This window comes from Devosia lucknowensis (assembly GCF_900177655.1).
GTDB lineage: Bacteria > Pseudomonadota > Alphaproteobacteria > Rhizobiales > Devosiaceae > Devosia > Devosia lucknowensis.
The window spans coordinates 878405-903559 of the sequence record NZ_FXWK01000001.1 but is presented as its reverse complement, the minus strand read 5'-3'; the positions used below and the strand labels follow the sequence as shown (position 1 = coordinate 903559).

The window sequence follows — 25155 nt, the reverse complement described above, 5'->3', positions numbered from 1 at the left end:
ATCCTCTCAGGGATTTGGCCGCGAGTGTTCACACTATTGCGCCCGAATTATGAAAGTTCCTCGGGCGCCGAGACCCCCAAAATCCCAAGACCGTTCCGGATGACCTGACGAACGGCATCGACAAGTGCGAGTCGAGCAAGCGTCAACTTCGGGTCAGATGGGTTAACAAACCGTAACTGCGGTTCATCCTTGCCCTTTGCCCAGAAGCCATGAAGGGCAGCGGCAAGCTCATGGATATAGAAGGCGATGCGGTGCGGCTCGTGCGCCGTGGCTGCAGCGGCGACCGTCCGCGGCCATGCGCCCAGCAGGCGAATGAGCTCGAGATCGGCGCTGGTGGCGAGCAGACCGACATCCGCAGCTGCAAGCGATGCTGGTGAAACATCGAGCTCAGGCATGTCGCGCTGCGCAGTGCGGAAGATCGAGCAGGCGCGCGCATGTGCATACTGAACGTAGAAGACAGGATTGTCGCGCGTCTGCTCCTTGACCAGAGCGAAGTCGAAATCCATGGAGGCGTCGTTGCGGCGGAACAGCAGCATGAAGCGCGTAGCGTCTGCGCCCACCTCCTCGACGACGTCGGCCAGCGTGACGAGATCGCCGGAACGCTTCGACATCTTGAAGGGCTCGCCATTCTTGAGCAGCCGGACGAGCTGGCAGATGCGGACGTCGATATCCGCCTCGCCATTCGAGACTGCCTTCACGGCGGCCGAGAGACGCTTCACATAGCCCGAATGGTCGGCGCCCAGCACATTGACCATGTGCTTGAAGCCGCGCAGGTACTTGTTGCGGTGATAGGCAATGTCCGCCGCGAAATACGTGTACGATCCGTCGGACTTGATCAGGGCGCGATCGGTATCGTCGCCGTAGTCCTTGGCGCGAAACAGCGTTTGTTCGCGATCTTCCCAATCCTCGGGCGTCTTGCCCTTGGGCGCTTCGAGCCGCCCTTCGTAGACCATGCCCTGCTCCCGCAGCCAGGCAAGGGTCTTTTCGATGTCCCCGCCCTGCCCGTGCAGCGTGCGCTCGGAAAAGAACACGTCGTGATGAATATTGAGCTGGGCAAGGTCGGCCTTGATCAGTTCCATCATGGCGGCCAGCGCGGCTTCGCGCGCGATCAGGACAGCGTCCTGTTCGGGCATATCGAGGAGCGTCCTGCCGTATTCCGCAGCCAGAGCCTTGCCCACCGGGACCAGATATTCCCCGGGGTAGAAGCCGGACGGGATCTCGATGGTTTCGCCCAGAGCCTCCCGATAGCGCAGCAAGGCCGAATGACCCAGAATGATGGTCTGCCCGCCGGTATCGTTGATGTAGTATTCGCGCGTTACGTCATAACCCGACCACGCCATGAGCGAGGCCAGGGCGTCGCCGAACACAGCGCCGCGGGTATGGCCGACATGCATTGGCCCGGTGGGATTGGCGGAGACATATTCGACGTTGACGCGGTCTCCCTTGCCCAAATCCGAACGGCCATAGTTCTCACCCTGTACGCCGACGGCCCTCAGCACGTCGTGCCAGATGGACGGGGTGAGGCGGAAGTTGATGAAGCCGGGACCGGCGACCTCCACGGACTCGATATCGTCAGCGCGGGTGAACCGACCGGCCAGCGCCATGGCCAGCTCGCGCGGGTTCTTGCCCAGGGGCTTGGCAACGACCATTGCGGCATTGGTCGACAGATCGCCATGGGCAGGATCGCGCGGCGGCTCCACCACGACGCGCGCCAGCAGTTCGTCCTCGAGCTGAGGATAGTCGGCGCGCAGGGCCTCGATGACCCGGGTGGTGAAAAGGGCGAAAATATCCATGTCGAACCTATGGGAAATGGTCGCGTGGGGTTAACGGAAATCGGGTCGAGCGTCAAACAGGCGCTGGTGCTCGTCGAGAGCGTAGGGATCGGTCATCCCAGCAATGAAGTCAGCCACGATGCGCGCGCGCCGGGGGCCCGATGCAGCCCGGCCTGCCTCTCCCCAGCGGCCGGGCATGTCGGCGTTGGACATGTAGGCCGCAAAGAGCCGCTCGACCACGGCCTCGCTTTCGCGCACCGGCACCATCACGGTCTCGTGGCGGTAGACGCGCGCGAAAAGGAAAGCCTTCAGCCCCTTTTCGCTCAGCGCGAGGTCTGGCGAGAAGGACACCAGCGTACGCCCGGCCCGGCGAACATCCTCGGCACTGGCGACACCCGAAGCAGCGATGGCAGAGGCGCTGTGGGAAATCACGTCCTCGACGGCGCGGGTGATCATCCGGCGCTGCACTTCGTGGGCTTTGCGCTTGTCGTCGATCGCTGGAAACCGCGCCTCGACCTCCTCCACGATCGGTCCTGCCATCTCGATCCCGGCAAAATCCCCGAGCGACACGAGACCGGCGCGCAGGGCATCGTCAATGTCGTGGGCGTTGTAGGCGATGTCGTCTGCCACCGCAGCGACCTGCGCTTCGAGGCTGGCGAAGGTATCGAGCCGGAGATCGGCCGGCACCGGGATCGTGTCGAGGCCTCTGGGAATGCCCTCCTCGGCATAACGGCCAAAAGGGTGTCCATTCCGATCGACCAGAGGCCCGTTGTGCTTGAGGATGCCTTCGAGCGTTTCCCAGGTGAGATTGAGACCATCGTGCTCGGCGTAGCGGTTTTCGAGCATAGTGACGACCCGAAGCGCCTGGACATTGTGATCGAACCCTCCGTGGGGCTCCATGGCACGATGCAGAGCCCGCTCCCCGGCGTGGCCGAACGGGGTGTGCCCCAAGTCATGACTGAGCGCGACCGCTTCGGCCAGATCCTCATCGAGACGCAGGGCGCGGGCAATGGAGCGCGCTATCTGGCTGACTTCGAGGGTATGGGTGAGGCGGTTTCGGAAGTGCCGGCCTTCATGGGCGAGAAAAACCTGCGTCTTGTTCTGCAGGCGACGGAAGGCCGTGGAGTGGATGATGCGGTCGCGGTCACGCTGGAATTCCGAACGCGTCGGGCTGGGACCCGTGCCATGAAGCCGTCCAAGCGACTGTCCCGGCTTGGAGGCATAGGGGGCGGTTTCTTGCATCGATGGGGTCAGGCCTTTGCATTGGCGGCGCGAGCGCCTATCTTAGCGACAGCGTTATGACATTACGACCAATCGGGACCTCCCCCATGACCGAAGCCGCGCTCGCTGATAAACCTGCCGTAACCCTTTCGGATCGCGCCGCCAAGCGCGTGTCGCGCATTCTGGGCAAGGAAGCGCCGGGGACGGTACTGCGCATTTCCGTGGCGGGTGGCGGCTGCTCGGGGTTTCAGTATGAGTACAATCTCGTGCAGGAGACGCCCACGGCGGACGATCTCGTGCTGCAAAAGGGCGAGGCGACCGTGCTCATCGACTCGCTCAGCCTCGAATTCATGGGCGGATCTGAAATTGATTTCGTCGATGACCTGGTCGGGCAGTCGTTCCAGATCAAGAACCCGAACGCCGTTGCGTCCTGTGGTTGCGGAACCAGTTTCGCGGTTTAACTTCACCCTGTCTGCGCCAGCGGCTAAGGTCCTCCCGAATCTGGAGGAATCGTAGTCATGACCAGCCGCATCGATGCCGTGATGGACGCCGCCATCGCCAACGAGACCATTGTTGGTGCAGAGCTGGCGGTGGCGCGGCATGGCGACATCGTCTATCGACGCAGTGCTGGCTGGTACGATCGCGAGGCCGGTGTGCCGATGATTGACAACGCCATCTACCGGCTGGCCTCGGTAACCAAGCCCATTGTCGCCGCGACCGCCTTGGCCATGGTGGACAAAGAGCTCATCGCGCTCGACACGCCGATCACGCAGTACATTCCTTGGTTTGTGCCACGGCTGAAGGATGGACGCGAGGCCAGGATAACTGTCCACCACCTGCTGACCCACACGGCCGGCTTGGCATACGCCTATCCGCAAGACCCAGAAATCTCGACTGGGCTGGGCGCCAGCGAACGCAGTCTGGAAGAGAATTTCTCCCGCGTCGCGCAGCATGCCCTGGAGTATGAGCCCGGATCGGCATGGCAGTATTCGGTTGCCATCGACGTCCTTGGTGCCGTTCTGGCGCAGGTGCATGGCGGCACGCTCGGCGACGCTGTGAAAGCCCACATCACCGGACCGCTTGGTATGAGCGAAACCGGGTTTTTCGTTGCCGACGAAGATCGATTGGCCAAGCCATACGCGGATGGCACCCCGCCGACGCCGATGCGCGACCCTGAGGCAGTCCAGGGCGACAATGGGCCGGTGACGTTCTCGCCGTCCCGGATTTTCAGCAAGGCAGCATTCCAGTCGGGCGGTGCAGGCATGGCGGGCACGCCGGCGGATATCCTGCGCTTCCTCGAGGCAATGAGGACCGGAGGTGGTGGTGCGGTCCAACGCGACACCGTGGCCCTGGCATTCTCCAACCGTATCGGTGACGTCGATCGCGATCCCGGGCAACGCTTCGGCTATCTCGGCGCGATCGTGGACGATCCGGCCGCAGCCAATTCGCCATCGGCCAAAGGTACGGTGAACTGGGGCGGCGTCTATGGCCACTCCTGGCTCATCGATCCCGCCAATGGCCTGTCGCTCATTTCCATGAGCAATACGGCACTGGAGGGGTGCACGGGGCGTTATCCGAAGGATATCATCCAGGCTGTCTATGCCGAACTGACCTGAGGACGCCGCCATGACCCTGCGCATCGCCACCTGGAACATAAACGGCATCAAGGCCAGGCTCGAACTCCTGCTGCGCTGGCTGGAGGAGGAAAAACCGGACATCGTCGGCCTGCAGGAAATCAAGACCGTTGACGAAGGCTTTCCCAGGTCCGAGATCGAGGCGCTCGGCTACAACGTCGAGACGCATGGCCAGAAGAGCTGGAACGGCGTCGCGCTGCTCTCGAAAATCCAGTTCGACGAGGTGCACCGCGGGCTGCCCGGCAACGACGAGGACATGCAGTCCCGGCTCATCGAAGGTGTGTTTTCGGTCGAAGGCGGTGTCGTCCGAGTGTGCAACATCTACCTGCCGAACGGTAACCCAGTCGACACAGAAAAATTCCCCTACAAACTGGGCTGGATGGAGAGGCTCAATGCCTTCGTCGCCGATCGGCTGACTCTGGAAGAGCCTTTCATCCTCATGGGCGACTTCAACCTGATCCCTGCCCCGATCGACGCACATGACCCCGAGGCGTGGTGGGGCGATGCACTCTACCGGCCAGAGAGCCTCGAGAAATTCCGAATCCTGCGGAACATGGGCATGACGGACGCCCTACGCGCCATCACCGCCGAAGAGGCCTACACATTCTGGGATTTCCAGGCCGGGGCATGGCGCCGAAACGCCGGCATCCGCATCGACCACCTCATGTTGTCGCCGCAAGCGGCGGATCGGCTGGACGACGTGGTGATCCACAAGGACGTGCGGGGCTGGGACAAGCCGAGCGACCATGTTCCCGTGGAAGGCGCATTCAGTTTTTGAAGCCGGGCAACGCTTGAGCGCGGATCAGAATTCCGCGCTGATAGCCACGCCGGAACTCGCCATTTCGACGGCAGCCGCACGCACTTCCGGCGAAGCGACCGACATCGCGCCGTTCAGAAGTTCCTCGGCCTTGGCCATGTCTTGCGTGCCCAGGCAGGTGGTATGGGCGAAGTTGAGCCACATCAGGCCTTCGGCCGGACGCGGGTCATAGCCTTCCATGCCGTTGAAGAGCAGATTGCCAAGCTGGGCCTGCGCCAGGCAATGGCCCTTGTGCGCAGCCGATTGCAGCCAGCGCGCGGAGAGCATCGGGCTCACGCCGAGGCCGTCCTCGGCCTGGTAGAGCATGCCCACGCGATACTGGGCTTCGGCATCACCGAAATAGGTCGCCGCATGCATCAGCATGCGATGGTACTCCGCCGGATTCTGACCGATCCCGGCCTCGGGGACACCGAGTCGGAAATAATCGCCGAGCTTCACGAAGGAACTGGCAACGATATCGGCCTCGAGGCCGCGAGGCGCCGTGTCGGCATGCTGGTTGGCGATCTGGGCGAAATAGCCAAAGGCCTTTACAGGGTCCTTGTCCACACCCTCGCCCGTTTCATACATGGTGCCCAACTGCCAAAGCGCGAGCGGACGGCCGGCAGCGGCATCACTCTCAAGCGCAGACAGGTAGGTATCGCTGGAAACGATGGCGCCCGAACCATCCATAGTCTTGGCAAAATCGAATGCAGCATCGGCGGCCGTCTGGGCATGCGCGGGCAAAGCCATGCCGATGGCGAAAATCAGTCCTGACGCAGCGCAGGCAAGGGAACGCTCCCCAGTAATGCGCATGATACTCCTTTCGCCCACGGGGCCGTGGACGGGTACTTCCGGCCTAGCCGGTGCGGCTGCTATCCGCCGCTGGTTCATGATTGATTTTGCCCGGAAGAATGGCCCAAGCAAAGCAATGTCTGAACACTTCGTAAACGCGCTTTGTGACAGCATTCAGCCCATCCCATCACAACCACGTTCCGGCGACCGGTTGCTCGAAGCAATCGGAGCTTGAACGGGCATCATCTATTCGGGCCAAATAGCGCACTTCGTTACCGTTTCGGGCGTTCTGCCTAAGGGACAGGTCACGTCGGGGGATATGGTCGCGGACCTGGTTCCATGCCCTGCATGAACCACGCTGCCATCGATCGCATCCGCCCCCGAATGCCATGCAACCTGCTTTAGGGTCAGATTGTGGCGGGAAACATCGCCAAACCGTTGATGGTTGAGGGAGTCGATCTGAATCCGACCCTTTGTTGCCGAATCGTCACATCCCCGGCCGCGCGCGGGCTTCGGCATTGCCTCCGGTGAGGCGGGGGACCATAGTCGGCCTCCACGCAATGCGGGAGTTCGAGATGAAAACCCTTCTGTCCAACGAAAAAGCACAAACCTTCATTCAGGACAGAACCGTTCATGTCTTCACCTTCTCCCGTCGAGGAGCAGCGCGCTCCACGCCATAGCTTCCTCAAACATCTGTTCGTGCGCGCCGATAGCGGCGCCATCGCTCCAGAAATCCGGCGCGCCCACTCCCGGCGCTTCGTGTCTTATTATCGACCCCACCTTCCGCTTTTGGCGGCCGTCTTGTTGTGCGCCATGCTGGTCGCCGCTGCGGCACTCGCGCTACCGCTGATGACCAACCTCATCGTAAGCAGGCTGGCGGACCTTCGGACCGCCCCCGATGCCATCTGGCAGTTGCTGCTGATTGGCGGTCTCATGGTCGGCGTATTCCTGGTGCAGGCGCTCGCGACCTACTTCGTCGACTACCAGGGCCACGCCATGGGGGCCAAGATCGAGGCCCAGGTTCGGCAGGACCTGTTCGAGCATTGCCAAGGCCTGAGCTTCAGCTTTTACGATCGGCAGCGCACCGGGCAGCTGATGAGCCGCATCAGCAACGATTCCCTGTGGCTCGGCGAACTGTTTCATCATGCACCCGAAGACCTGACCATTGCCGGGCTCAAGTTCTTCGGGGCGTTGACGGTCATCGCCCTCGTGGATCCATTGATCGCAGTGGCCATAGCAGTTCTTATCCCGTTTGCATGTGGTTACGCATTGCACTTCAACCGTCGCATGAGCCTGGCGCTGCGGGTGAGCAAAGAGCGCATCGCCAATGTCAACGAGAAGGTGGAGGACGCGCTCGGAGGCATCCGTGTCGTCCAGTCGTTTGCGAACGAGGCCGATGAAATCCGCCGCTTTGCGGGCGAAAACCAGCGTTTCCTCATGAGCCGGAAAGATGGATATCGCAGCGAAGCTTTGCTGTGGAGCGGCATGGAGGGCTTCGGACAACTGGTGACGATCGTCGTGATCGTCGGCGGCGCCATCCGCATCCTCAGCAATGATCTGACAGCCGCGGATCTGCTGACGCTGCTGCTGTGCGTGGGGGTGCTGCTGGACCCTATCAAGCGCTTCGACAATTTCATCCGGCTCTGGCAGGAGGGGTATACGGGCTTTACCCGCGCGATGGAGCTGCTGGAGGAACGGCCGGAAATCGCCGACCGGCCCAATGCCGTGCCTCTCGGCAATGTAGAAGGGCGCATCGATTTCCGTGGTGTACGGTTCCGGTACGAGACGGACGGGCCAAATATCCTCGAAGATCTGTCACTTAGCGTCGAGCCGGGTGAATTCGTGGCACTGGTCGGACCGTCGGGGGTGGGCAAGAGTACGCTGTGCAGCCTCATTCCACGGTTCTACGACGTGGCTGACGGCAGCGTGTGCGTGGACGGCATCGATGTGCGCAACGTTACTCTGGCATCGCTGCGAAGCAAGATCGGCGTCGTGCAGCAGGACGTCTACCTGTTTGCCGGAACGGTCCGAGAAAACCTGCTTTATGGCCGTCCCGGTGCGTCTGAAGAAGAGCTCATCGCTGCCGCGAAGGCCGCCAATGCGCATGATTTTATCACAGCCCTGGCAATGGGTTACGACACCGATATCGGGCAGCGCGGGGTGAAGTTGTCAGGCGGGCAGAAGCAGCGACTGACCATCGCCAGAGCGTTTCTCAAGAACCCGCCAATCCTGATCTTCGACGAGGCAACCAGCGCCCTCGACAATGAAAGCGAACGCGCCGTGCAGCAGGCCCTGGTGGGATTGTCGAAGGGCAGGACGACCCTCGTCATCGCGCATCGCTTGTCCACCGTTCGCCATGCCGATCGCATCCTGGTGCTGGGCAAAAACGGCATCGTGGAGGACGGAAACCACGATACTTTAATGGCAAAAGGTGGCGTTTATTCCGCGCTTCATAGTGTCCAGGCCAGCATATGAAGCGACTTCGCTAGCGAATGGCTAGCATTTGACCGGGCGGCGGCGCTAAAGCCAGTGCCGCCGCCGCATCAGCCAGAGGGCTCCGATCCCGATCGCAAGGGCGAAGACGCAAACCACCCAGAATGCCCCCGGACTTTCGGCGAACGGAATGCCGGAGACATTCATGCCGAGCAATCCGGTCAACAGGGTCAACGGCGAGAAAATAACGGTCACCGCGGCAAGGACAAGCATGGCCTTGTTCATCTGTTCGGCGCGGTCGTCGATGATTTCTTCGTGCACCAGGACGGCGCGCTCGGACAGGGCCTGCAGTTCATCGCCGATGCGGGCGGTGCGCATGGACGATTCGCGCAGGCGCAGGCGATCGCGGTCGGAGAAAAAGGAGAGGTCCTCTACTTCGAGGGTCGAGAGTGCGTCGCGCTGCGGCCACACCAGCCGACGGAAATTGATCAGCGTGCGGCGAAGCTGTTCCAGATTGTCCTGGGCCTTGTCGGTGCGCTGGGTGATGAGGCTTTCCTCGATCTCGTCCAGCCGGTCACCGAGCATTTCGATCAGCGGCTCCAGACGATCCGAGGCCCGGAGCGCGAGGCGGGAGATGAGATCGGCCGGCGTAATGGGCGCATGTTCAGCCTGCTCCACCTTGGCCAATCCCAGGAAGTCGAGGATGTTGAGCTCGGAGGCGATGATGACGCGGCTGCGCTCGATCCAGATCGTGAGGAATTGCCGTCCCAGATCGTGCGGGGCTGCGCCCGGCCGCACGACGCGCAGCACGACCAGCGCGCGATCGTCCATCACCGAGCAACGGCTGCGGGAGGTCGGGGCGGTGACAAGGCTGGAATTGTAGTCGCCAAGCTCGGTCTTGAGCCAGAGCTTGAATTCTGGCCCCTTGGAATTGCCCACGACCAGCTTGAAGCCGCCCGGCGGAACGGTGGGGTGACCTTCGCCCGGCTCATGCCGCCGCATGCCACCCTTGCCATCGAAGATGAGGACCGCCCCGCCCCCGACCAGGCCATTCTGCATGGCACGTTCATTGGGGACTTTCGGGGCGTCGCTCATTTTGTCAGCTCAGACGCTTGAGGGCTTCGAGTATCTTCTCGCGACGCTCGGCAGCCGCCTCGCGCCGGGACTTCTGCTCCTCGATCACCTCTTCGGGCGCCTTGGAGACGAACTGCTCGTTGCCGAGCTTCTTGTCCACTTGCGAGATTTCTCCGTCCAGCTTGCCCACTTCCTTTTCAAGGCGAGCCTTTTCGGCAGCGAGATCGATCACGCCGGCAAGCGGCAGCGCGAAGGTCGAGTCACCGAGGACAAATTGTGCGGACTCACCGGGTACTTCGTTCTGAGGCGTTATTTCCTCGAGCCTGGCCAGGCGGGAGATCAGCGAGGTGCCGGAGACGAGCCGACGCAGGGTTTCCTCCCCTGCCCCTGACACGACCAGCTGCAACTTGGCGCTGGCGGGCACATTCATTTCGGCGCGCACGGAGCGAATGTTGGAGATGACGTCGACGAGCCAGGCCAGTTCGGAGTCGGCCGAGGCATCTTCGAGGCCAGAGAGATCAGGCCATTCGGTCGTAATGAGCATGCTCTCGCGCGCCGGACCGAACTTGCCCGTTTCGGCCCAAAGCTCCTCGGTGACGAAGGGCATCATCGGATGAAGCATGACCAGAATCTGGTCTAGCGCCCAGGCCGCGGTCGCGCGCGTCTCGACCTTGGCGGCCTCATCCGATCCGTTGAACACGGGCTTGGCAAACTCGACGTACCAATCGCAGAAGGTGCCCCAGACAAAGTCGTAGGCGGCATTGGCCGCTTCGTTGAACTTGTAGTCCTCGATCCCAGCGCGAACCGAAGACACCGCGCGAGCGGTTGCGCCGACGATCCAGCGGTTGAGCGGCAGCGTGTTGGCCTTGGGGTCGTAGCCTTCAACCCGGCGGCATTCGTTCATCTCGAGGAAACGAGCGGCGTTCCAGAGCTTGGTGACGAAGTTGCGATAGCCTTCGACGCGCGAAATGGCGAGTTTCAGATCGCGGCCCTGTGCCGCCATGGCGGTCAGGGTGAACCGGGTGGCGTCGGCGCCGTATTCGTCGACGAGCTTCAAGGGGTCGATGACATTGCCCTTGGTCTTGCTCATCTTCTGGCCCTTTTCGTCACGGACCAGGGCATGCATGTAGACGGTGTGGAAGGGCTCTTCGTCGAGGAATTCGAGGCCCATCATCATCATGCGGGCGACCCAGAAGAAGATGATGTCGAAGCCGGTGACGAGAACCTGCGTGGGATAGTAGCGCTTGAGCTCGGCGGTCTCGTCCGGCCAGCCCAGGGTGGAGAAGGGCCACAGGGCGGAGGAGAACCAGGTGTCGAGCACGTCTGGGTCGCGGGTCAGTTCTACCGGCTTGCCATAGTGCTTTTCGGCCGCTGCGCGCGCCTCTGCCTCGTCGTAGGCGACAAAGGCCTCGTTGTCGGGGCCGTACCATGCCGGAATCTGGTGTCCCCACCAAAGCTGGCGGGAAATGCACCACGGCTTGATGTTTTCGAGCCAGGCGAAATAGGTGTTCTCGTATTGCTGCGGCACGAACCTGGTGCGGCCTTCGCGGACCGACTTGAGCGCCGGCTCGGCCAGTACGTCGGCCTTCACCCACCACTGGTCGGTCAGGAACGGTTCGATGACGACGAGTTTGCTCTTCTCGTCATGCGGCACCATGATCTTCTTGTCTTCGATATGATCGAGGCCGCGGATCGGGTTTTCTTCGGCGAGGGCCGCAAGATCGGCAACGATGGCTTTACGCGCATCGAAGCGATCCATGCCGCGATACTTGGCCGGCACGAAATCGGCGTCGATAATGGCGCCGCGCGTGGTGAAAACGTTGATGGGCTCGACGCCAGCGCGCGCGCCGACTTCAAAGTCATTGAAATCGTGGGCCGGCGTGATCTTCACGGCACCGGTGCCCAGCGCGGGATCGGCATATTCGTCGGCGACGATGGGAATGCGGCGCCCGACCAGCGGCAGTTCGATGAACTTGCCGATCAGGGGCTGATAGCGCTCGTCCTCGGGGTGAACGGCAACGGCCACGTCGCCCAGCATGGTTTCCGGGCGGGTGGTCGCGACGATCACATAGTCCCTGACTTCGTGGCCCGTGACGTTGCCGTCTTCGTCCTTGACCGGGAACTGGTAGGTTACGCCATCCGCCAGCGGATAGCGCAGGTGCCACATGTGGCCCTTGACCTCGATATTCTCAACTTCGAGATCGGAGATGGCGGTTTCGAGGCCCGGGTGCCAGTTGACGAGGCGTTTGGCGCGATAGATGAGCCCGCGCTTATGCAGCTCGACAAAGACCTTGGTGACGGCACGGACCATCTGGTCATCAGGCTGGCCGCGCTCACCCATGGTGAAACGCTCACGCGAGAAGTCAGCCGACGCGCCGAGACGCTTGAGCTGGTTCATGATCGTGCCGCCGCTCTCGGCTTTCCACTCCCAGACGCGCTCGATGAAGGCGTCGCGGCCCATGTCGCGGCGGTTGAGCTGCTTTTCGGCAAGCTGGCGCTCGACGATCATCTGAGTTGCGATACCGGCATGGTCGGTACCGGGCTGCCAGAGCACGTCCTTCTTGAGCATGCGGTTGAAGCGGACCAGGATGTCCTGGATGGTGTTGTTGAGCGCGTGCCCGATATGGAGCGAACCGGTGACGTTGGGCGGCGGAATGACGATGGTGAAGGTTTCGGCACCCGGCTTGGCCCCTGCCCCGGCCGCAAAGGCCTTGGCATCGAGCCACGCATCGTAGATGCGGTTCTCGACGGCGGCTGGTTCATAGGTCTTTTCAAGCATCGGATCACTCGCGAACAGCAGCGACCCGCCAAGGACGATCCTGGCGGGCCGGAAACAGGTTGGAAGTCTTCAAGCAAATGCGGGGTGCGGGGTCAACAGGCCTTAGCCAGCCGATGCCGTGGCTTACTCGCCGCGCGAAACGCGGGCGATTTCCTTTTCCACCATACGCTCGACAACGGCGGGCAGGTTTTCGTCCAGCCACTCCTTTAGCATGGGGCGCAGCATATCGCGCATCATGGCTTCGATGGTGAGGCCCGGATTGCCGATGCCGAGAGCGCTGAGCTTGCCGATGGAGCCGCGGACTGCGGCGCGGGTGGCAGGCTCGAGCAATTGCTCGGCGATATCAGAGGTCAGCGTCGGATCGGGCAGCGGCGCGGCGGCGGCAGCGCTCATCTGCGGCTGCGGCTGCGGCTCGGGTTCCGGGTCCGGCATCGCAAAGGCCACTGGCTCGGGCTCGGGTGCGCGGATCGGCTGAACAATGGCTTCGCGTGCGGGCGCAGGATCAAAGCTTGGCAGATCGTCCTCGACCTCGAAGGCCACGTCCTCGGCTTCCACGAGCGTGGGCTCACCGGCATCCGTTTCGGTATCGGCGAGAATGGAATCGAAGCTGAACCCACCGACGTCATCGTCGCTTTCGACGATCTGCGAGGGGGACAGGGCCAGCGGCTCGATGTCGTCGAGCATGTCGCTCAGGTCGCGGTCGTCGTGATCGCTCAAAGCGCGCGCGGGGGCCGCCTGCATCGGCGGAGGCGCTGCCTGGACGGACGGGCGGCGCGGCGCGCCGGCAGCGTCATCATCGGCGATGATCTGTCGAATGGACGACAGGATCTCATCCATGGACGGTTCTTTGGGTGCCGGCTTGTTCATCAGTGCCTCTTACTCACGCGCCCGACTGAGAATGGCATCCGCAGGCACCAATCCCTGATTCGTAACGAACAGCTTAATAGCAAGGGCAGGACTTAGGAATCGTCCCGATGCCGTAACTTGCGGTCTTCCACGAAAAGTTGTGGCCGGGAGCGACCCGGCCACAAGATTTGGTTATGCCGCCGTCACCGATCACTCGGCGACGGTGCGCAGTTCCTGCCAGACATCCTCGACCGCCTGGGTGTAGGGCACGGCCGTCTTGACCTCGACGGCCAGACCGAGATCCTGGGCCGTCAGGCGGCCCATTGCGCTCAGCAGCGCAAAGGTCGCGATCGTCTTGTTGCTCGAGGCATTGATCAGGGTTTCGCGGGCACTGATCAGGTCGGCCTGCGCGTTGAGCACGTCAAGGGTGGTGGCGGCGCCCAGATCGCGTTCCTGGATCACGCCATCGAGCGCCGTATTGCTGGCGGAGACGGCCGCCTGGGCAGCACTGATCTGTGCGTCGGCACTCTGGATGCCGGTCCAGGCGGCAATGACCGCCTCGCGGATCTGGTCGTAGGCGGACATGGCGTCGACCTCGGACTTGATCTGATTGAGATTGGCCTGCCGCACAGCGGACCCCATGCGACCACCAGAATAGATCGGGACAGTGATGTTGAAGCCCATGGAGGCCGAAATACCGTCGCGGCCGGGTGCACCTGATGGACCCGTCCAGCTCGAGCCCACCTGTCCGGTGACACTGGCCGTGGCACCGAAATAGGAGGCATCGGCGACGTCGCTGCCGGCCTGAGCGGCACGAATGCCGGCCTTGGACAGCAGGATGGCAGGATGGCCCATCTCGGCTTCCGAAATGGCGGCGTCGATGGAGCGCGGGATGAGATTTGCGTAGGCGTGGCTGGTCGACAGGTTTTGCGGGCGCTGACCGACAAGGCGCTGGAACGTTGCCTCGCTGGACTGCAGCGTGCCGGAAGCGGCCTGCAGACCGGCCTGTCCCTGCGCCAGACGGGCCTGGGCCTGGGCGACGTCGATGCGGGTGCCTTCACCCACTTCGAGACGGTCGTTGGCCGACTGGAACTGGGCCTGGAAGAAGGTGACGTTGTCCTGACGGAGGGACAGCAATTCCCGGCCGCTCAAGACCGCCATGTAGGCCTGTATGACGTTGTAGAAGACTTCCTGCTCGGTGCTGCGGATCTGGTATTCGGCCACCTCGGCCTGTGCCCGAGCCAGTTCGACCTGAGCGGCCGTGCTGTTGTTGTCGAAAATCGTCTGGTTGTAGGATAGGCCCGCGGTCAGCGACGAACTGCCGTTCCAGTTGCCGCCGACGAGGCTGGTACCGTTGGTGCCCGCGATCTGTGCGCCGATGGTGGGCAGCGCTCCGGCCTTGGCCTGGACGATGCCTTCGGATTGGGCCTTGGCGGCCAGCAGAGCGGACTGGAGATCGGGAGCGTGATCATAGGCGGCGGTGAGCGCCTGGGTGATGGACTGGGCATGCGCACCACCAGTGGCAGACCAGGCCAACATCATGGCGAGCGCACTCGCCTTGAGAACTCCGCGATACATCATAGACCAGCCTCCAGACCCCGGCACTCTAATGCCCGGCAGATGGGGTACACAACCGACCCAGGCAATCCCTAACAAAATTTAAGCCGCAGGTCCTGCCCGAACGTGGCCGGAACGCAACAGCCTCCTAGAATACGAATTTCTCCGCAGCCGGTTCACCCGAGATCACCGGGAGCGTGGCATTGAACGACGACTCCTCGACGACACCCCTGGGCGTTTGCCGCAAGACCATTGCCGTGCCCACCGGCCCATGTCGCAGGAGGCAGACCAGACGCCCACCGGGCGCCAGGCAGTCGACAAGACCCTCGGGAACCCGCTCGACGGCGCCTTCGAGGAGAATGACATCGAACCCCTTAACATCGCGTGGCGGGAGGGATTCGGTGACGGCGACGTTGTCCGCAGCAAAGGCGGCCAGATTTCGGCGAGTGGCTTCCGCCAGAGCATGATCGGGTTCGACCGCCACGACCTCATCCGCCAGCTGGGACAGGACTGCGGTGGAGTATCCCGTTCCAGGGCAGTAATCGAGCACGCGGTCGGCGGCCTCGATACCGGCCAGTTGCAAGAGCCGGGCGAAGGTCGCGGGTGCTGGGAGAAAGCGGGCATTGCCGAGCGGAATATGCGCATCGCTGTAGGCGAGCGGTATTTTCTCGGCCGGCACGAAGTTTTCGCGCGGGATGCGGCCGAGCACGGTCAGCAACCGCGGACTGGTCACGGAACTCGTGGCAATCTGGTTGTCGACCATGACCTTGCGGGCATGCGAAAAATCGTTCATCGGCGTCGCCTGTCCGGCTCTTACATATGCCGGACGTGAATATGCCCTCGCCACGGCGAAGGCAACAGGGTCAGCGATGCCGCGACATTATTGCGCCGGGTTCAGCGCGCGGGCTTGTCGTCGACGGGCTTGCCGTCGCTGCCATTGACGGGCTGATCCTGCTCGGATCCGTCCGGGCGGCGGCCCATGTCGTCGATATTGTCGTCCTTCTGCGTGCCGGGAGCAGTCTGGGCGGGCGCAGGCTTGCTGGGCTTGGTCATGTCGGCCTCCTGTCGAGGGGCTAATCCCAGGGGACGGTTTGCGTTCCACCGTCGGGAAAACAAAGAAGCCCCGGAGGCTACGCGCCTTCGGGGCTCTTTTTATCGGTCTTCGATATGTTGCAATCGCGTTCCGATATCATAACAACGGGCGGCAACAGGGTTGGTTCCCGAGGGCGCGCGAATTATTTTCGGCGACAGGAGCGACCGGTCTCAGGGCATTTCGAAAAAAGGGGAAAGTTGGAGGCCGCGTCCGGAATTGAACCGGAGTACACGGATTTGCAATCCGCTGCGTAACCACTCCGCCACGCGGCCTCTGGGCGCCAGTACCTATTGGACGGCAATCCCTTATGCAATAGGCTGATTACCGAGCGGTGTATTTTCCGCCCGCCAGCGCCCCGGGAAGCTCAAAATTACGGTTGGCGCCGACACGAGGCCAGCATGCAGTTCAAGGTCACCTCGTCATACTATGACGAGGCGAGCAAATACCTGATCTATACCGCGACCGGCGAGCGCGACGGGGCGCGATATACCGTGTCGTCGCGGGTCAAATGCCTCAAGCCGCCCAATACGCCGGAGCGCCTCCATATGGTGGTGCTGCTGGCGCTGACCGATCAGTTCAAACGACCCAGCCCCTCGGGCAAGCGCGGATAGTGCCGAGCCCAGTGGCGCCGGACCGGGCTTCGGACTAGCTTCCGGGACAATTCGACCAGGGAATCGCCATGTCCGAGGACGCCATCGGGGTGAAACGCATCGATCATGCGCAACCCATCTTCGCCGGAATCCTCGCCGCGGTCGTCGGCTCGGCCAGCACCTTTACCCTTGTCCTCGCCGCACTGGCCGCGGCGGGCGCCAGTCCGCAACAGGCCGGCTCCGGGCTCTTTGCGGTCTGCATCGCGATCGGGATCCTCAATGTCGTCGTTGCCTGGCGGGTCAGGACGCCGGTGAGCTTTGCATGGAGCACGCCGGGCATGGCGTTCCTGCTGACGGTGGGCGAGCCGGCAGGCGGGTTTCCGGCGGTTGCCGGCGCGCTGCTGGTGTGCGCGGCGCTGATCGTACTCACCGGCCTGATCGCGCCGCTGGGGCGGGCGATAGCGGCCATCCCCGCCGTGATCGCCAATGCGATGCTGGCGGGCATGCTTCTCACACTGTGCCTGGCGCCGATGCAGGCAGTGGCCGAGATGCCCTGGCATACGATTCCGATCCTCCTCGCCTGGGGACTGGGGCTGCGGTTCTTCCGGCGCTATGCCGTGCCGCTGGCGGTGGTTGCGACGGCGGTGGTGCTGGCGACCACGACGCACCTGCCCGCAGGCACGTTCGATGGGGCGTGGCCGACGCTGGTGCCGGTGCTGCCCGTATTCACGCTGGACAGCATCATCCGCATCGCCCTGCCCCTCTATATCGTCACCATGGCCTCGCAGAACCTGCCGGGAATCGCCGTCATGCAGAGCAACGGCTACACGCTCAAGCCATCGCCAATCTTCGTGCTGACGGGCCTTGCGAGCGGCGCGGCGGCATTTTTCGGCGGCCCGACCAGCAACCTCGCCGCCATAACCGCGGCGATCTGCGCGGGGCCCGAGGCGCATCCGGACAAACAGCATCGCTGGCCCGCACCCGTCGCAGCGGGATTCACGTACCTCGCCTTCGGGCTGACGGCGAGCGTCGCCGCCGCCTTCATCGCCGCCTCACCGCCCCTGCTGATCCAGGCCGTCGCAGGACTGGCGCTGTTTTCGAGCCTCGCAACCGCACTGGCGGCGGCGCTTGCGGTGGAGGAGACGCGACTGCCTGCGATCCTTACTTTCGTGACCACGGCTTCAGGGATCACCATCGTGGGCGTCGGTGCGCCGTTCTGGGGCCTGGTGGGCGGGATCGCCCTGTTGCTGCTGTTGCGGTCGCGCGCACCAGCATGACGGTGCACGCACTCGTTCTCGCAGGGGGCCAGGGCAGCCGGCTGGGACAAGTTCGCAAGGACCTGATCCGCTTCGGCGGTACATCGCTCCTCGACCGGGTCATTGCGCAGCTTCCCGATTTCGGGACGCCGATCATGGTGTCCACTGCGGCGATGGGGCAGTTGTCGCGCCACGACTGCGTCGCAATGCCCGATCTCGACCTGCCCATTGGCGGACCGCTTGCCGGCCTGATTGCCGCGGTGGACCGACTCGGTAACGCCGACCCCGATGACCTGATCATCACCGTGGCAGTCGATACGCCGTTCCTGCCCGATGATTTCGCACGGCGGCTTATCGATGCCGTGGGCGATCGCGCCAGCGCCGCCCATGCTGCCTGGTGCGGGACCATCTATCCGACCAATGCCGTATGGCGCCTGTCTGGTATTGCCGACCTCCCTGCCCGGGCGCGGCGGGGAGTGGTGCCGAAGAGCCCCAAGGCGTTGCTCGGCACGCTGGATTCGGTGGAGGTCGATTGGTCCGACACACACCGGGAAGACCCCTTCGCCAATCTCAACACATTGGAAGACCTCGTCTCCCTGGCGCGGCGGGCCCAGGCTCAAGGCAAATGACAAGTTATTCACATGAGCTTGCAATGGGGGCTTGGCAAACCGGATCAGTTTGGGTACACGGACCTCGCCTTCGCAAGAGGGCGCACGAAAGTGTTCCGCGATAGCTCAGTTGGTAGAGCGTTCGACTGTTAATCGAATGGTCGCTGGTTCGAGTCCAGCTCGCGGAGCCATTTCCCTCCAAAATTCCTGATTGGTGTGCGCGAGCGATTGCTCTTGCGCGGCGCGTGGCGTAGGACCACGGGCGAACCCGTTTTTCCAAGCGATTTCCATGACCACGAATTCTGCTGCACCTGCGCCGGATGCGCAGCGTACCGCCCTGTCCATCATCCTTTGCGTGAGCGGGGCGCACCTGCTCAACGACCTCCTGCAATTCCTGCTGCCGGCGCTGTATCCGCTGCTCAAGGAGAATTACGGGCTCAGCTATTTCCAGATCGGGATGCTGACCCTGGGTCAGCAGATCACCGCCTGCCTGCTGCAGCCGGTGTTCGGCCTTTCCGGCGACCTCAAGCCCAAGCCCTACTGGCTGGCATTGTCGATGACGATCGTTACCGCGGGCACGGCCTTGCTGGCGGCTGCCAGCGGTTTCTGGATGCTGTTCCTGGCGGCGGTTGTGGTGGGCACGGGCTCGGCCCTTTTCCATCCCGAGGCATCGCGCGTGTCCCGGTTGGCCTCGGGCGGCAGGCTGGGATTCGCACAGTCGCTGTTCCAGGTCGGGGGCAATGCCGGGACGGCTCTCGGTCCCCTGGCCGCGGCACTGATTCTTCTGCCCATGGGCCAGACCAGCATTTTCTGGTTCCTGATCGTGGCGGCATTCGGCATTGCGGTCCTCAGCTATGTAGGACGCTGGTATGCCGAACATCAGCGCCAGGCCGCGTCGCGGCCAAGGCCGGCCGTTACCAAGCCGGCGCTGTCACGCGACCGCCTCATCGTTGCCTTTGCCGTGATCGGCGCGCTGCTGCTCAGCAAGTTCATCTATATCGAAGGGCTCAAGAGCTATTACGCCTTCTTCCTGATGGACAAATTCGCGCTCTCCGCCCAGGAGGCGCAGTATTATCTCTTCGCCTTCCTCGGCGCCGTGGCTGCCGGCACCTTTATCGGCGGTCCCGTGGGTGACCGCTACGGGCGGCTGGCCGTGATCTGGGTATCCATTCTCGGATCCCTGCCGTTTACGCTCGCCCTGCCCTATCTCGACCTCTTCTGGACATGCGTCATGAGCATCATGGTCGGCTTGATCCTGTCGTCGGCGTTCTCGGCCATGGTGGTCTATGCGCAGGAACTGGTGCCGGGCAAAGTGGGCATGATTGCCGGCTTCGTCTTCGGCTTTGCCTTCGGTATCGGCGCACTCGGCGCCGCAATAATGGGTGGCCTGGCCGACTGGATCGGGATCATCCCGGTGTTCCAGATTTGCGCCTTCCTGCCAGCGCTGGGTATCCTCACCATCCTTCTACCCAAGACCGCAGAACTGCACCCCGAAAGGAAGCCCGCATGACGCACGGCATGGATATCGACCCGGAAAGCCAGATCACCCTGACCCGGACAATCGGCGCCCATGTGTCGGACGTGTTCGCGGCGTGGACCGATCCGGCGCTGATCGAGCAGTGGGAGGCCGACGAGGCCGAGTTCGACGCCTTCGAGGGCGGGCAGTACCGGTTCGTGACCTTTGCGGAAGACGATGACGAGACCGACCACGAAGTGAGCGGCGAGGTGCTGACCTTCGTCGAGGACGAACGGCTGGTGCTGTCGTGGATCCACAAGGATGACGACGAGGACAGCGAACTGATCTTCGTGCTCGACATTGCCTTCAAAGCCGTGGGCGAAGACAGCACAACCATCACGCTGACGGAGCGGGGACTTCCGCATGCGGATGCGCAGACGCGAATTTTCTCCATGGAGGCGTGGAGCGCGGCACTGGAAGAGCTGGCCGAATTGATGGAATAGGCTGATCCGGCAGACGCTTCGGACCGTAGTGTCCGGAACGAATGGAGGTTCGCTTGTCCACTGCCCTGGTTTGGCTCCGCAACGACCTTCGACTGGCCGATAATCCCGCACTCCATGCCGCCGCCAAGAACCATCAGAAAGTGGTGGCGCTCTATGTTCACGAGGAAGCGCCAGGCCTGAGGCCGATCGGCGCTGCGGCGCGCTGGTGGCTGCACCAAAGTCTTGAGAGCATTGCGCGCGATCTGGCCGAGATCGGCGTGACGCTCGAGGTGCATGCGGGCAAGCCTGAAGCCGTGCTTCGCGCGGCCCTCAAGGGTCATGACGCCGAGACGGTCTACTGGAACCGCAGGTACGGGCCGGCGGAACGGGAACTGGATGCGGGGATCAAGCAGGCTTTGAAGTCCGACGGCTTCAGCGTCGAATCCATGCCCGGCAATGTCCTGATCGAACCCTGGCTTATCCAGACCGGGCAGGACAAACCGTATTCGGTGTTCACGCCGTTCTGGAAAAACCTGCGCACGATGGACATCGCGGCGCCGCTTCCCGCCCCCAAGGGAAAGTCCAGCCGTTTTCGCCCGGTGGATGCCGACTACGAAGAGCCGCACTGGGCCGGCAAGCTCGGGCAGTACTGGTCAATCGGCGAAACGGCGGCGCAGGAGCGGCTAACCACGTTTCTCGACGAAAGCGTCGTCGATTATCCGGAGGGGCGCGACTTTCCTGCCAAGGACGTGACGTCGCGCCTCTCCCCGCACCTGCGGTTCGGGGAAATCAGTCCCCGCCAAATCTGGCATACGGCACAGGCTTTCCTTCACGCGCACCACAGCAAGGCGGGCCCTGTCGACAAGTTCCTGTCCGAGCTGGCCTGGCGGGACTTCAGCTATCACCAGCTCTATCATCGGCCGAACATCGCCGAGATCCCGATGCAGGAGAAATATAGCAGCCTCCGGTGGCGGCACGCGCCGGCGCAACTGCGGGCCTGGGAAAAAGGCAAGACCGGCATTCCCATCGTCGACGCGGGCCTCCGTGAACTCTGGGAAACCGGCTACATGCACAACCGCGTGCGCATGCTGGTGGCCTCATTCCTGACCAAGAACCTCCTGATCGACTGGCGCGAGGGTGAACGCTGGTTCTGGGATTGTCTCGTGGATGCCGACGAAGCCAACAATCCGGCAAGCTGGCAGTGGGTGGCCGGGTGCGGGCTCGATGCGGCGCCCTATTTCCGCATCTTCAATCCGGTAACGCAAGGCGAACGGTTCGATGGCAGCGGGGACTTCGTGCGTCGCTGGGTGCCCGAGATCGCGGCGCTGCCCGACAAGTTCATCCATGCGCCAGCCGATGCGCCGCAAGACATTTTGGCCAAGGCCGACATTGCCATCGGCTCGACATATCCCCGCCCGATAGCCGATCTCAAGCAAACGCGGCAACGCGCGCTGGATGCCTATGGGGCCGTCTCGGCGCAGGCAGCGGACTGACCGGTGGGCGCAAAACCGTTCCCTGCAGGGCAAACATTGCGATGGCGTCTTGCGTGGTGAGGGCCAATTACGAAAAGCCCTGCCGCCTCCGTTGCTTATCGCTTGCCCAGGCATGGCCAGACCCTTAGGCTTGCGCCACCTTCCTCCCAGAAATAGATCCCATGGCCAAGCACGAAGACCTCATCTCCGCCATCGGCAATACGCCGCTGATCCGTCTCAATCGCGTTTCGACGCTGACCGGCTGCGAGATCTGGGGCAAGGCGGAGTTTCTCAATCCCGGGCAATCGGTCAAGGATCGCGCGGCGCTGTTCATCATCCACGACGCGGTGAAGTCGGGCAAGCTGAAGCCGGGCGGCACGATCGTCGAGGGCACGGCGGGCAATACCGGCATTGGCCTCACGCTGGTCGCCAATTCGCTCGGTTTCAAGTCGGTGATCGTCATCCCCGAAACGCAGAGCCAGGAAAAGAAGGACGCGCTGCGCCTCTATGGCGCCGAGCTGATCGAGGTGCCGGCCAAGCCGTACCGCAACCCCAACAATTACATCAAGGTGTCGGGCCGGCTGGCCGAAAAGCTCAATGCAGAGCTTCCCAACGGCGCGGTCTGGGCCAACCAGTTCGACAATGTCTCGAACCGCCGCGCCCATGTGGAAACGACGGGACCGGAAATCTGGCAGCAGACCAATGGCCGGATCGACGGCTTCATCTGCGCGGTGGGTTCGGGCGGCACCCTGGCCGGGGTCGCCGAGGCGCTGCGTTCCCGCAACCCCGATATCAAGATCGGCCTTGCCGATCCGGAAGGCGCTGCGCTCTACGAGTATTTTGCCAATGGCGAGCTGAAATCATCGGGCGATTCCATCACCGAGGGCATCGGCCAGGGACGGATCACCGCCAACCTCGAAGGGCTCACGGTGGACCTGCCGTACCGGATCCCGGATGCGGAGGCCCTGCCCTATATCTACGACCTGCTGGAGCACGAAGGCCTGTGCCTGGGCGGATCGAGCGCGATCAACATTGCCGGCGCCGTGCGGATGGCGCGGGACATGGGACCGGGCAAGACCATCGTCACGGTGCTGTGTGACTATGGCAACCGCTATGCCAGCAAGATCTTCAACCCCGATTTCCTGCGCGGCAAGAACCTTCCGGTTCCGCCCTGGATGGACGGCCGCACGCCGATCGACATTGCGAGCGTCATGGAAGCCGATCCGGCGTAACGCGGTGATATTGCCGGCAGGTGCCGGCAATATCGGCCTGGCTCAGCCGCGGAAATCGAGGTTTGTGGGACGCTCGAACCGGTGTGTCCCAGAGCGGGGCTGGGCTTCGCGTGCATCGACGGCGTCGACGGTGAAGTTCCTGGCCCGGACGAGGCCCCGGCCGCTGAGCAGGAAGCCGAAATAGATGCTTTCGGCCGCTCGGGGCACGTCCAGAGTGATGGCGAAGCCGGTCCAGTCGCGGGTGCCGTCGATGGCGACGCCCGGACGCTCCAGCAGATTTTCGAACCGCAGTCGCTTGCCCTGCCCATCGTCGATGCGCACCCACATGGTGGCCTTGCCCTCGACGGCTTCGGACGACAACTGGCAGGCGATGCGGATGGCCGTGTCCCGATAGGGATCAGCATCGATGACCTGCGCCATGGTGCCGAACCGGCTGCCCGCAAAAGGGATCAAACCGATCTGATTTCGCGCATTCACCATCCCATACGGGGCGAGCGGCAGGCTGCACGAGGCCTGATGGAAGAGTACGCGCACGAGCGCATCAGTCAAGGTTGCCCGGTAAGGTTTGGCTGATACAGTGCGTCACCTCCTTGTCTGCGAGACAGAATTGTTCGGCATTGACGATATCCTGCGCGCCATCGTGGCGGACTTGCATCTGGTCGCCCTCATCATGGGTGGCATCTACGCTCTGGCGCTGGTCTGCGCCGTTCGGGAAATCCTCAATTCCCGGACATCTCAAGGCTCCATTGCCTGGCTGCTCTCCCTCGTGCTGCTGCCGATCCCGACCGTGCTGCTGTACCTGGTGTTCGGGTGGAAGCTGTTCGACGACTATGCGACGGACCGCGTGCAGAACGGCCGCGCCGACAGGCCGCTGCGCGCCAAGGACCTGGCGCTGGTGGATCGGGAAACCGATGCCAAATGGCCGGTACAGGTGCATGTCTCGGAACTGCCGTTCCTCAAGGGGAATGCGGTGGAGCTGCTGATCGACGGCGAAGCGACGTTCGACTCGATCTTTGCCGGGATCGAGGCGGCGCAGGAATATCTGCTTGTGCAGTTCTACATCGTGCGCGACGACCGGCTGGGCAGCGAAATGGCGCGGCGGCTGATCGCCAAGGCCCAGACGGGCGTTGCCGTCTACCTGCTCTATGACGATATCGGCAGCACCGGCATGCCCAAGCGCTATCGCAAGGAGTTGCGCGATGCGGGCGTCAAGGTTTCGAGCTTCAATCGCCGGCACAAGTTCCTCAGGCTGTTCGGGGCGACGCGCATCAACTACCGCAACCACCGCAAGATCGTGGTGGCCGATGGCAAGCATGCCTGGGTCGGCGGCCACAATGTGGGCGTCGAATATCTCGGCGAAGATCCGCGCCTTGGCCATTGGCGCGATACCCATGTGCGCGTTTCGGGCCCGGCGGCCCTGGGCTGCGCGCTGCTGTTCCGCGAGGACTGGGAATGGGCGACGGGTGAAAGCCTGCCCAACCGGCCGCCGGCGGACCTCGAAACATTCGGTGACAATTCGGTGCTGGTGATGGGCAGCGGGCCGGCCGACAAGCTGGAAGAATGCGCGATCGCCTATACCGACCTCATCGGCCGGGCGCGGCACCGGCTGTGGATCGCCAGCCCCTATTTCGTCCCCGACACCGACATCCGCACGGCGCTGTTCGCGGCCCGCCTGCGCGGCGTGGACGTTCGGATCATGCTGCCGGACAAGCGGGACCACATGACGGTCTGGCTGGCCAGTATCGCCCATGCCGACAACATGGTGGCGCATGATATCGGCGTCTATCGCTATACGGACGGCTTCCTGCACCAGAAAGTGGTGCTGATGGATGACGAAATGGCGACGGTCGGCAGCGTCAATTTCGACAACCGGTCATTCGCCATCAATTTCGAAGTGACGCTCTGGTTCACCGACGACACGACGATCTCCGAGGTCGAGGCCATGCTGCTCTCCGATTTCGAGGCCTGCCGCCAGGTCAGCAAATCCGAGATCAGCACGCGCCCGTGGCCGCTTTATCTTGCAACACAGGCCGCGCGCCTGATGTCCCCCGTTCTGTGAGTT

At 63.0% G+C, this 25155-nt stretch carries 22 protein-coding genes and 2 tRNA genes; 13 read left to right on the top strand and 11 right to left on the bottom strand.

The features are described 5' to 3' along the window. Nucleotides 1–47: 47 nt before the first annotated feature. Nucleotides 48–1793, bottom strand: a complete 1746-nt coding sequence (gene argS, locus CCK88_RS04245) for an arginine--tRNA ligase (protein ID WP_086469271.1) — start codon at nt 1791–1793, stop codon at nt 48–50. Nucleotides 1794–1823: 30 nt separating this feature from the next. After that, nucleotides 1824–3014: a deoxyguanosinetriphosphate triphosphohydrolase gene (locus CCK88_RS04240; protein ID WP_086469270.1), complete on the bottom strand. Its 1191-nt coding sequence runs from the start codon at nt 3012–3014 to the stop codon at nt 1824–1826. Nucleotides 3015–3100: 86 nt separating this feature from the next. On the opposite strand from CCK88_RS04240, the gene CCK88_RS04235 reads away from it, so the two are divergent. Genes CCK88_RS04235 through xth form a run of 3 tightly spaced genes read left to right on the top strand, consistent with a single transcriptional unit; the run spans nt 3101 to nt 5405 of the window. Further along, on the top strand, nt 3101–3454 hold the full coding sequence (locus CCK88_RS04235) for a HesB/IscA family protein (RefSeq protein ID WP_086469269.1): 354 nt from the start codon (nt 3101–3103) through the stop codon (nt 3452–3454). 57 nt (nt 3455–3511) lie between these two features. Next, nucleotides 3512–4609, top strand: coding sequence for a serine hydrolase domain-containing protein (locus tag CCK88_RS04230; protein WP_086469268.1), 1098 nt, complete (start codon nt 3512–3514; stop codon nt 4607–4609). A gap of 16 nt (nt 4610–4625) precedes the next feature. Then, entirely contained in the window at nt 4626–5405 is a 780-nt protein-coding gene (gene xth / locus CCK88_RS04225; protein WP_086470801.1) for an exodeoxyribonuclease III, read from the top strand. A gap of 24 nt (nt 5406–5429) precedes the next feature. On the opposite strand, the gene CCK88_RS04220 is transcribed toward xth, so the two are convergent. Next, a complete protein-coding gene (locus CCK88_RS04220) occupies nt 5430–6236 on the bottom strand; it encodes a tetratricopeptide repeat protein (protein ID WP_170926347.1) in 807 nt (268 codons plus the stop codon). A 612-nt stretch (nt 6237–6848) separates the two neighbouring features. On the opposite strand from CCK88_RS04220, the gene CCK88_RS04215 reads away from it, so the two are divergent. After that, a complete protein-coding gene (locus CCK88_RS04215; protein ID WP_086469266.1) occupies nt 6849–8690 on the top strand; it encodes an ABC transporter ATP-binding protein in 1842 nt (613 codons plus the stop codon). A gap of 45 nt (nt 8691–8735) precedes the next feature. Here CCK88_RS04215 and CCK88_RS04210 read toward each other — a convergent pair whose 3' ends face one another. The 7 genes from CCK88_RS04210 to CCK88_RS04185 form a co-directional block, all read right to left on the bottom strand. Then, on the bottom strand, nt 8736–9743 hold the full coding sequence (locus tag CCK88_RS04210) for a CorA family divalent cation transporter (protein ID WP_086469265.1): 1008 nt from the start codon (nt 9741–9743) through the stop codon (nt 8736–8738). A 4-nt stretch (nt 9744–9747) separates the two neighbouring features. Next, nucleotides 9748–12501: a valine--tRNA ligase gene (locus CCK88_RS04205; protein ID WP_086469264.1), complete on the bottom strand. Its 2754-nt coding sequence runs from the start codon at nt 12499–12501 to the stop codon at nt 9748–9750. A 123-nt stretch (nt 12502–12624) separates the two neighbouring features. Beyond that, a complete protein-coding gene (locus tag CCK88_RS18750; RefSeq protein ID WP_086469263.1) occupies nt 12625–13368 on the bottom strand; it encodes a DUF2497 domain-containing protein in 744 nt (247 codons plus the stop codon). Between the two features lie 189 nt (nt 13369–13557). After that, entirely contained in the window at nt 13558–14928 is a 1371-nt protein-coding gene (locus tag CCK88_RS04195) for a TolC family outer membrane protein (protein ID WP_086469262.1), read from the bottom strand. Between the two features lie 124 nt (nt 14929–15052). Continuing rightward, nucleotides 15053–15697, bottom strand: a complete 645-nt coding sequence (locus CCK88_RS04190; RefSeq protein WP_086469261.1) for a protein-L-isoaspartate O-methyltransferase family protein — start codon at nt 15695–15697, stop codon at nt 15053–15055. Between the two features lie 101 nt (nt 15698–15798). Next, nucleotides 15799–15957, bottom strand: a complete 159-nt coding sequence (locus CCK88_RS18350; RefSeq protein WP_170926346.1) for a hypothetical protein — start codon at nt 15955–15957, stop codon at nt 15799–15801. Between the two features lie 238 nt (nt 15958–16195). Further along, nucleotides 16196–16269: transfer RNA gene (locus CCK88_RS04185), tRNA-Cys, on the bottom strand. Nucleotides 16270–16395: 126 nt separating this feature from the next. Here CCK88_RS04185 and CCK88_RS04180 point away from each other — a divergent pair. From CCK88_RS04180 to CCK88_RS04145, 8 genes are all read left to right on the top strand, one after another. Then, entirely contained in the window at nt 16396–16608 is a 213-nt protein-coding gene (locus CCK88_RS04180; RefSeq protein WP_086469260.1) for a hypothetical protein, read from the top strand. Nucleotides 16609–16676: 68 nt separating this feature from the next. Continuing rightward, on the top strand, nt 16677–17864 hold the full coding sequence (locus CCK88_RS04175; protein ID WP_086469259.1) for a benzoate/H(+) symporter BenE family transporter: 1188 nt from the start codon (nt 16677–16679) through the stop codon (nt 17862–17864). After that, nucleotides 17861–18472: a molybdenum cofactor guanylyltransferase gene (mobA, locus tag CCK88_RS04170; protein WP_086469258.1), complete on the top strand. Its 612-nt coding sequence runs from the start codon at nt 17861–17863 to the stop codon at nt 18470–18472. Before CCK88_RS04175 ends, mobA begins: the two co-directional genes overlap by 4 nt. 94 nt (nt 18473–18566) lie before the next feature. After that, nucleotides 18567–18642, top strand: a tRNA-Asn gene (locus CCK88_RS04165). A 98-nt stretch (nt 18643–18740) separates the two neighbouring features. Continuing rightward, entirely contained in the window at nt 18741–19961 is a 1221-nt protein-coding gene (locus tag CCK88_RS04160; RefSeq protein ID WP_086469257.1) for an MFS transporter, read from the top strand. Continuing rightward, nucleotides 19958–20410, top strand: coding sequence for an SRPBCC family protein (locus tag CCK88_RS04155; protein WP_086469256.1), 453 nt, complete (start codon nt 19958–19960; stop codon nt 20408–20410). The genes CCK88_RS04160 and CCK88_RS04155 overlap by 4 nt, the downstream gene beginning before the upstream one ends. Nucleotides 20411–20463: 53 nt before the next feature. Continuing rightward, on the top strand, nt 20464–21882 hold the full coding sequence (locus CCK88_RS04150; RefSeq protein ID WP_244557423.1) for a cryptochrome/photolyase family protein: 1419 nt from the start codon (nt 20464–20466) through the stop codon (nt 21880–21882). 161 nt (nt 21883–22043) lie between these two features. Next, the gene (locus tag CCK88_RS04145) at nt 22044–23093 is read left to right on the top strand and encodes a cysteine synthase A (RefSeq protein WP_086469254.1); all 1050 of its coding nucleotides are present in this window, start codon (nt 22044–22046) and stop codon (nt 23091–23093) included. A gap of 42 nt (nt 23094–23135) precedes the next feature. Here the strand turns inward: CCK88_RS04145 and CCK88_RS04140 are convergent, their stop codons facing one another. Then, complete coding sequence (locus CCK88_RS04140) at nt 23136–23627, bottom strand: hypothetical protein (RefSeq protein WP_140048881.1); 492 nt, start codon at nt 23625–23627, stop codon at nt 23136–23138. A 73-nt stretch (nt 23628–23700) separates the two neighbouring features. Here CCK88_RS04140 and cls point away from each other — a divergent pair, with 73 nt between their 5' ends. Then, nucleotides 23701–25152, top strand: coding sequence for a cardiolipin synthase (cls, locus tag CCK88_RS04135; protein ID WP_244557422.1), 1452 nt, complete (start codon nt 23701–23703; stop codon nt 25150–25152). Nucleotides 25153–25155 lie beyond the last annotated feature (3 nt).

Excerpts from the sequence above, each read along its gene's own strand:
- CCK88_RS04220 (WP_170926347.1), bottom strand. The coding sequence starts at position 6,236 with ATGCGCATTACTGGGGAGCGTTCCCTTGCCTGCGCTGCGTCAGGACTG.
- CCK88_RS04215 (WP_086469266.1), top strand. The coding sequence starts at position 6,849 with ATGTCTTCACCTTCTCCCGTCGAGGAGCAGCGCGCTCCACGCCATAGC.
- CCK88_RS04155 (WP_086469256.1), top strand. The coding sequence starts at position 19,958 with ATGACGCACGGCATGGATATCGACCCGGAAAGCCAGATCACCCTGACC.
- CCK88_RS18750 (WP_086469263.1), bottom strand. The coding sequence starts at position 13,368 with ATGAACAAGCCGGCACCCAAAGAACCGTCCATGGATGAGATCCTGTCG.
- CCK88_RS04205 (WP_086469264.1), bottom strand. The coding sequence starts at position 12,501 with ATGCTTGAAAAGACCTATGAACCAGCCGCCGTCGAGAACCGCATCTAC.
- CCK88_RS04210 (WP_086469265.1), bottom strand. The coding sequence starts at position 9,743 with ATGAGCGACGCCCCGAAAGTCCCCAATGAACGTGCCATGCAGAATGGC.
- mobA (WP_086469258.1), top strand. The coding sequence starts at position 17,861 with ATGACGGTGCACGCACTCGTTCTCGCAGGGGGCCAGGGCAGCCGGCTG.
- CCK88_RS04230 (WP_086469268.1), top strand. The coding sequence starts at position 3,512 with ATGACCAGCCGCATCGATGCCGTGATGGACGCCGCCATCGCCAACGAG.
- CCK88_RS18350 (WP_170926346.1), bottom strand. The coding sequence starts at position 15,957 with ATGACCAAGCCCAGCAAGCCTGCGCCCGCCCAGACTGCTCCCGGCACG.
- CCK88_RS04235 (WP_086469269.1), top strand. The coding sequence starts at position 3,101 with ATGACCGAAGCCGCGCTCGCTGATAAACCTGCCGTAACCCTTTCGGAT.
- argS (WP_086469271.1), bottom strand. The coding sequence starts at position 1,793 with ATGGATATTTTCGCCCTTTTCACCACCCGGGTCATCGAGGCCCTGCGC.
- CCK88_RS04175 (WP_086469259.1), top strand. The coding sequence starts at position 16,677 with ATGTCCGAGGACGCCATCGGGGTGAAACGCATCGATCATGCGCAACCC.
- CCK88_RS04180 (WP_086469260.1), top strand. The coding sequence starts at position 16,396 with ATGCAGTTCAAGGTCACCTCGTCATACTATGACGAGGCGAGCAAATAC.
- CCK88_RS04145 (WP_086469254.1), top strand. The coding sequence starts at position 22,044 with ATGGCCAAGCACGAAGACCTCATCTCCGCCATCGGCAATACGCCGCTG.
- CCK88_RS04240 (WP_086469270.1), bottom strand. The coding sequence starts at position 3,014 with ATGCAAGAAACCGCCCCCTATGCCTCCAAGCCGGGACAGTCGCTTGGA.
- CCK88_RS04190 (WP_086469261.1), bottom strand. The coding sequence starts at position 15,697 with ATGAACGATTTTTCGCATGCCCGCAAGGTCATGGTCGACAACCAGATT.
- CCK88_RS04195 (WP_086469262.1), bottom strand. The coding sequence starts at position 14,928 with ATGATGTATCGCGGAGTTCTCAAGGCGAGTGCGCTCGCCATGATGTTG.
- CCK88_RS04160 (WP_086469257.1), top strand. The coding sequence starts at position 18,741 with ATGACCACGAATTCTGCTGCACCTGCGCCGGATGCGCAGCGTACCGCC.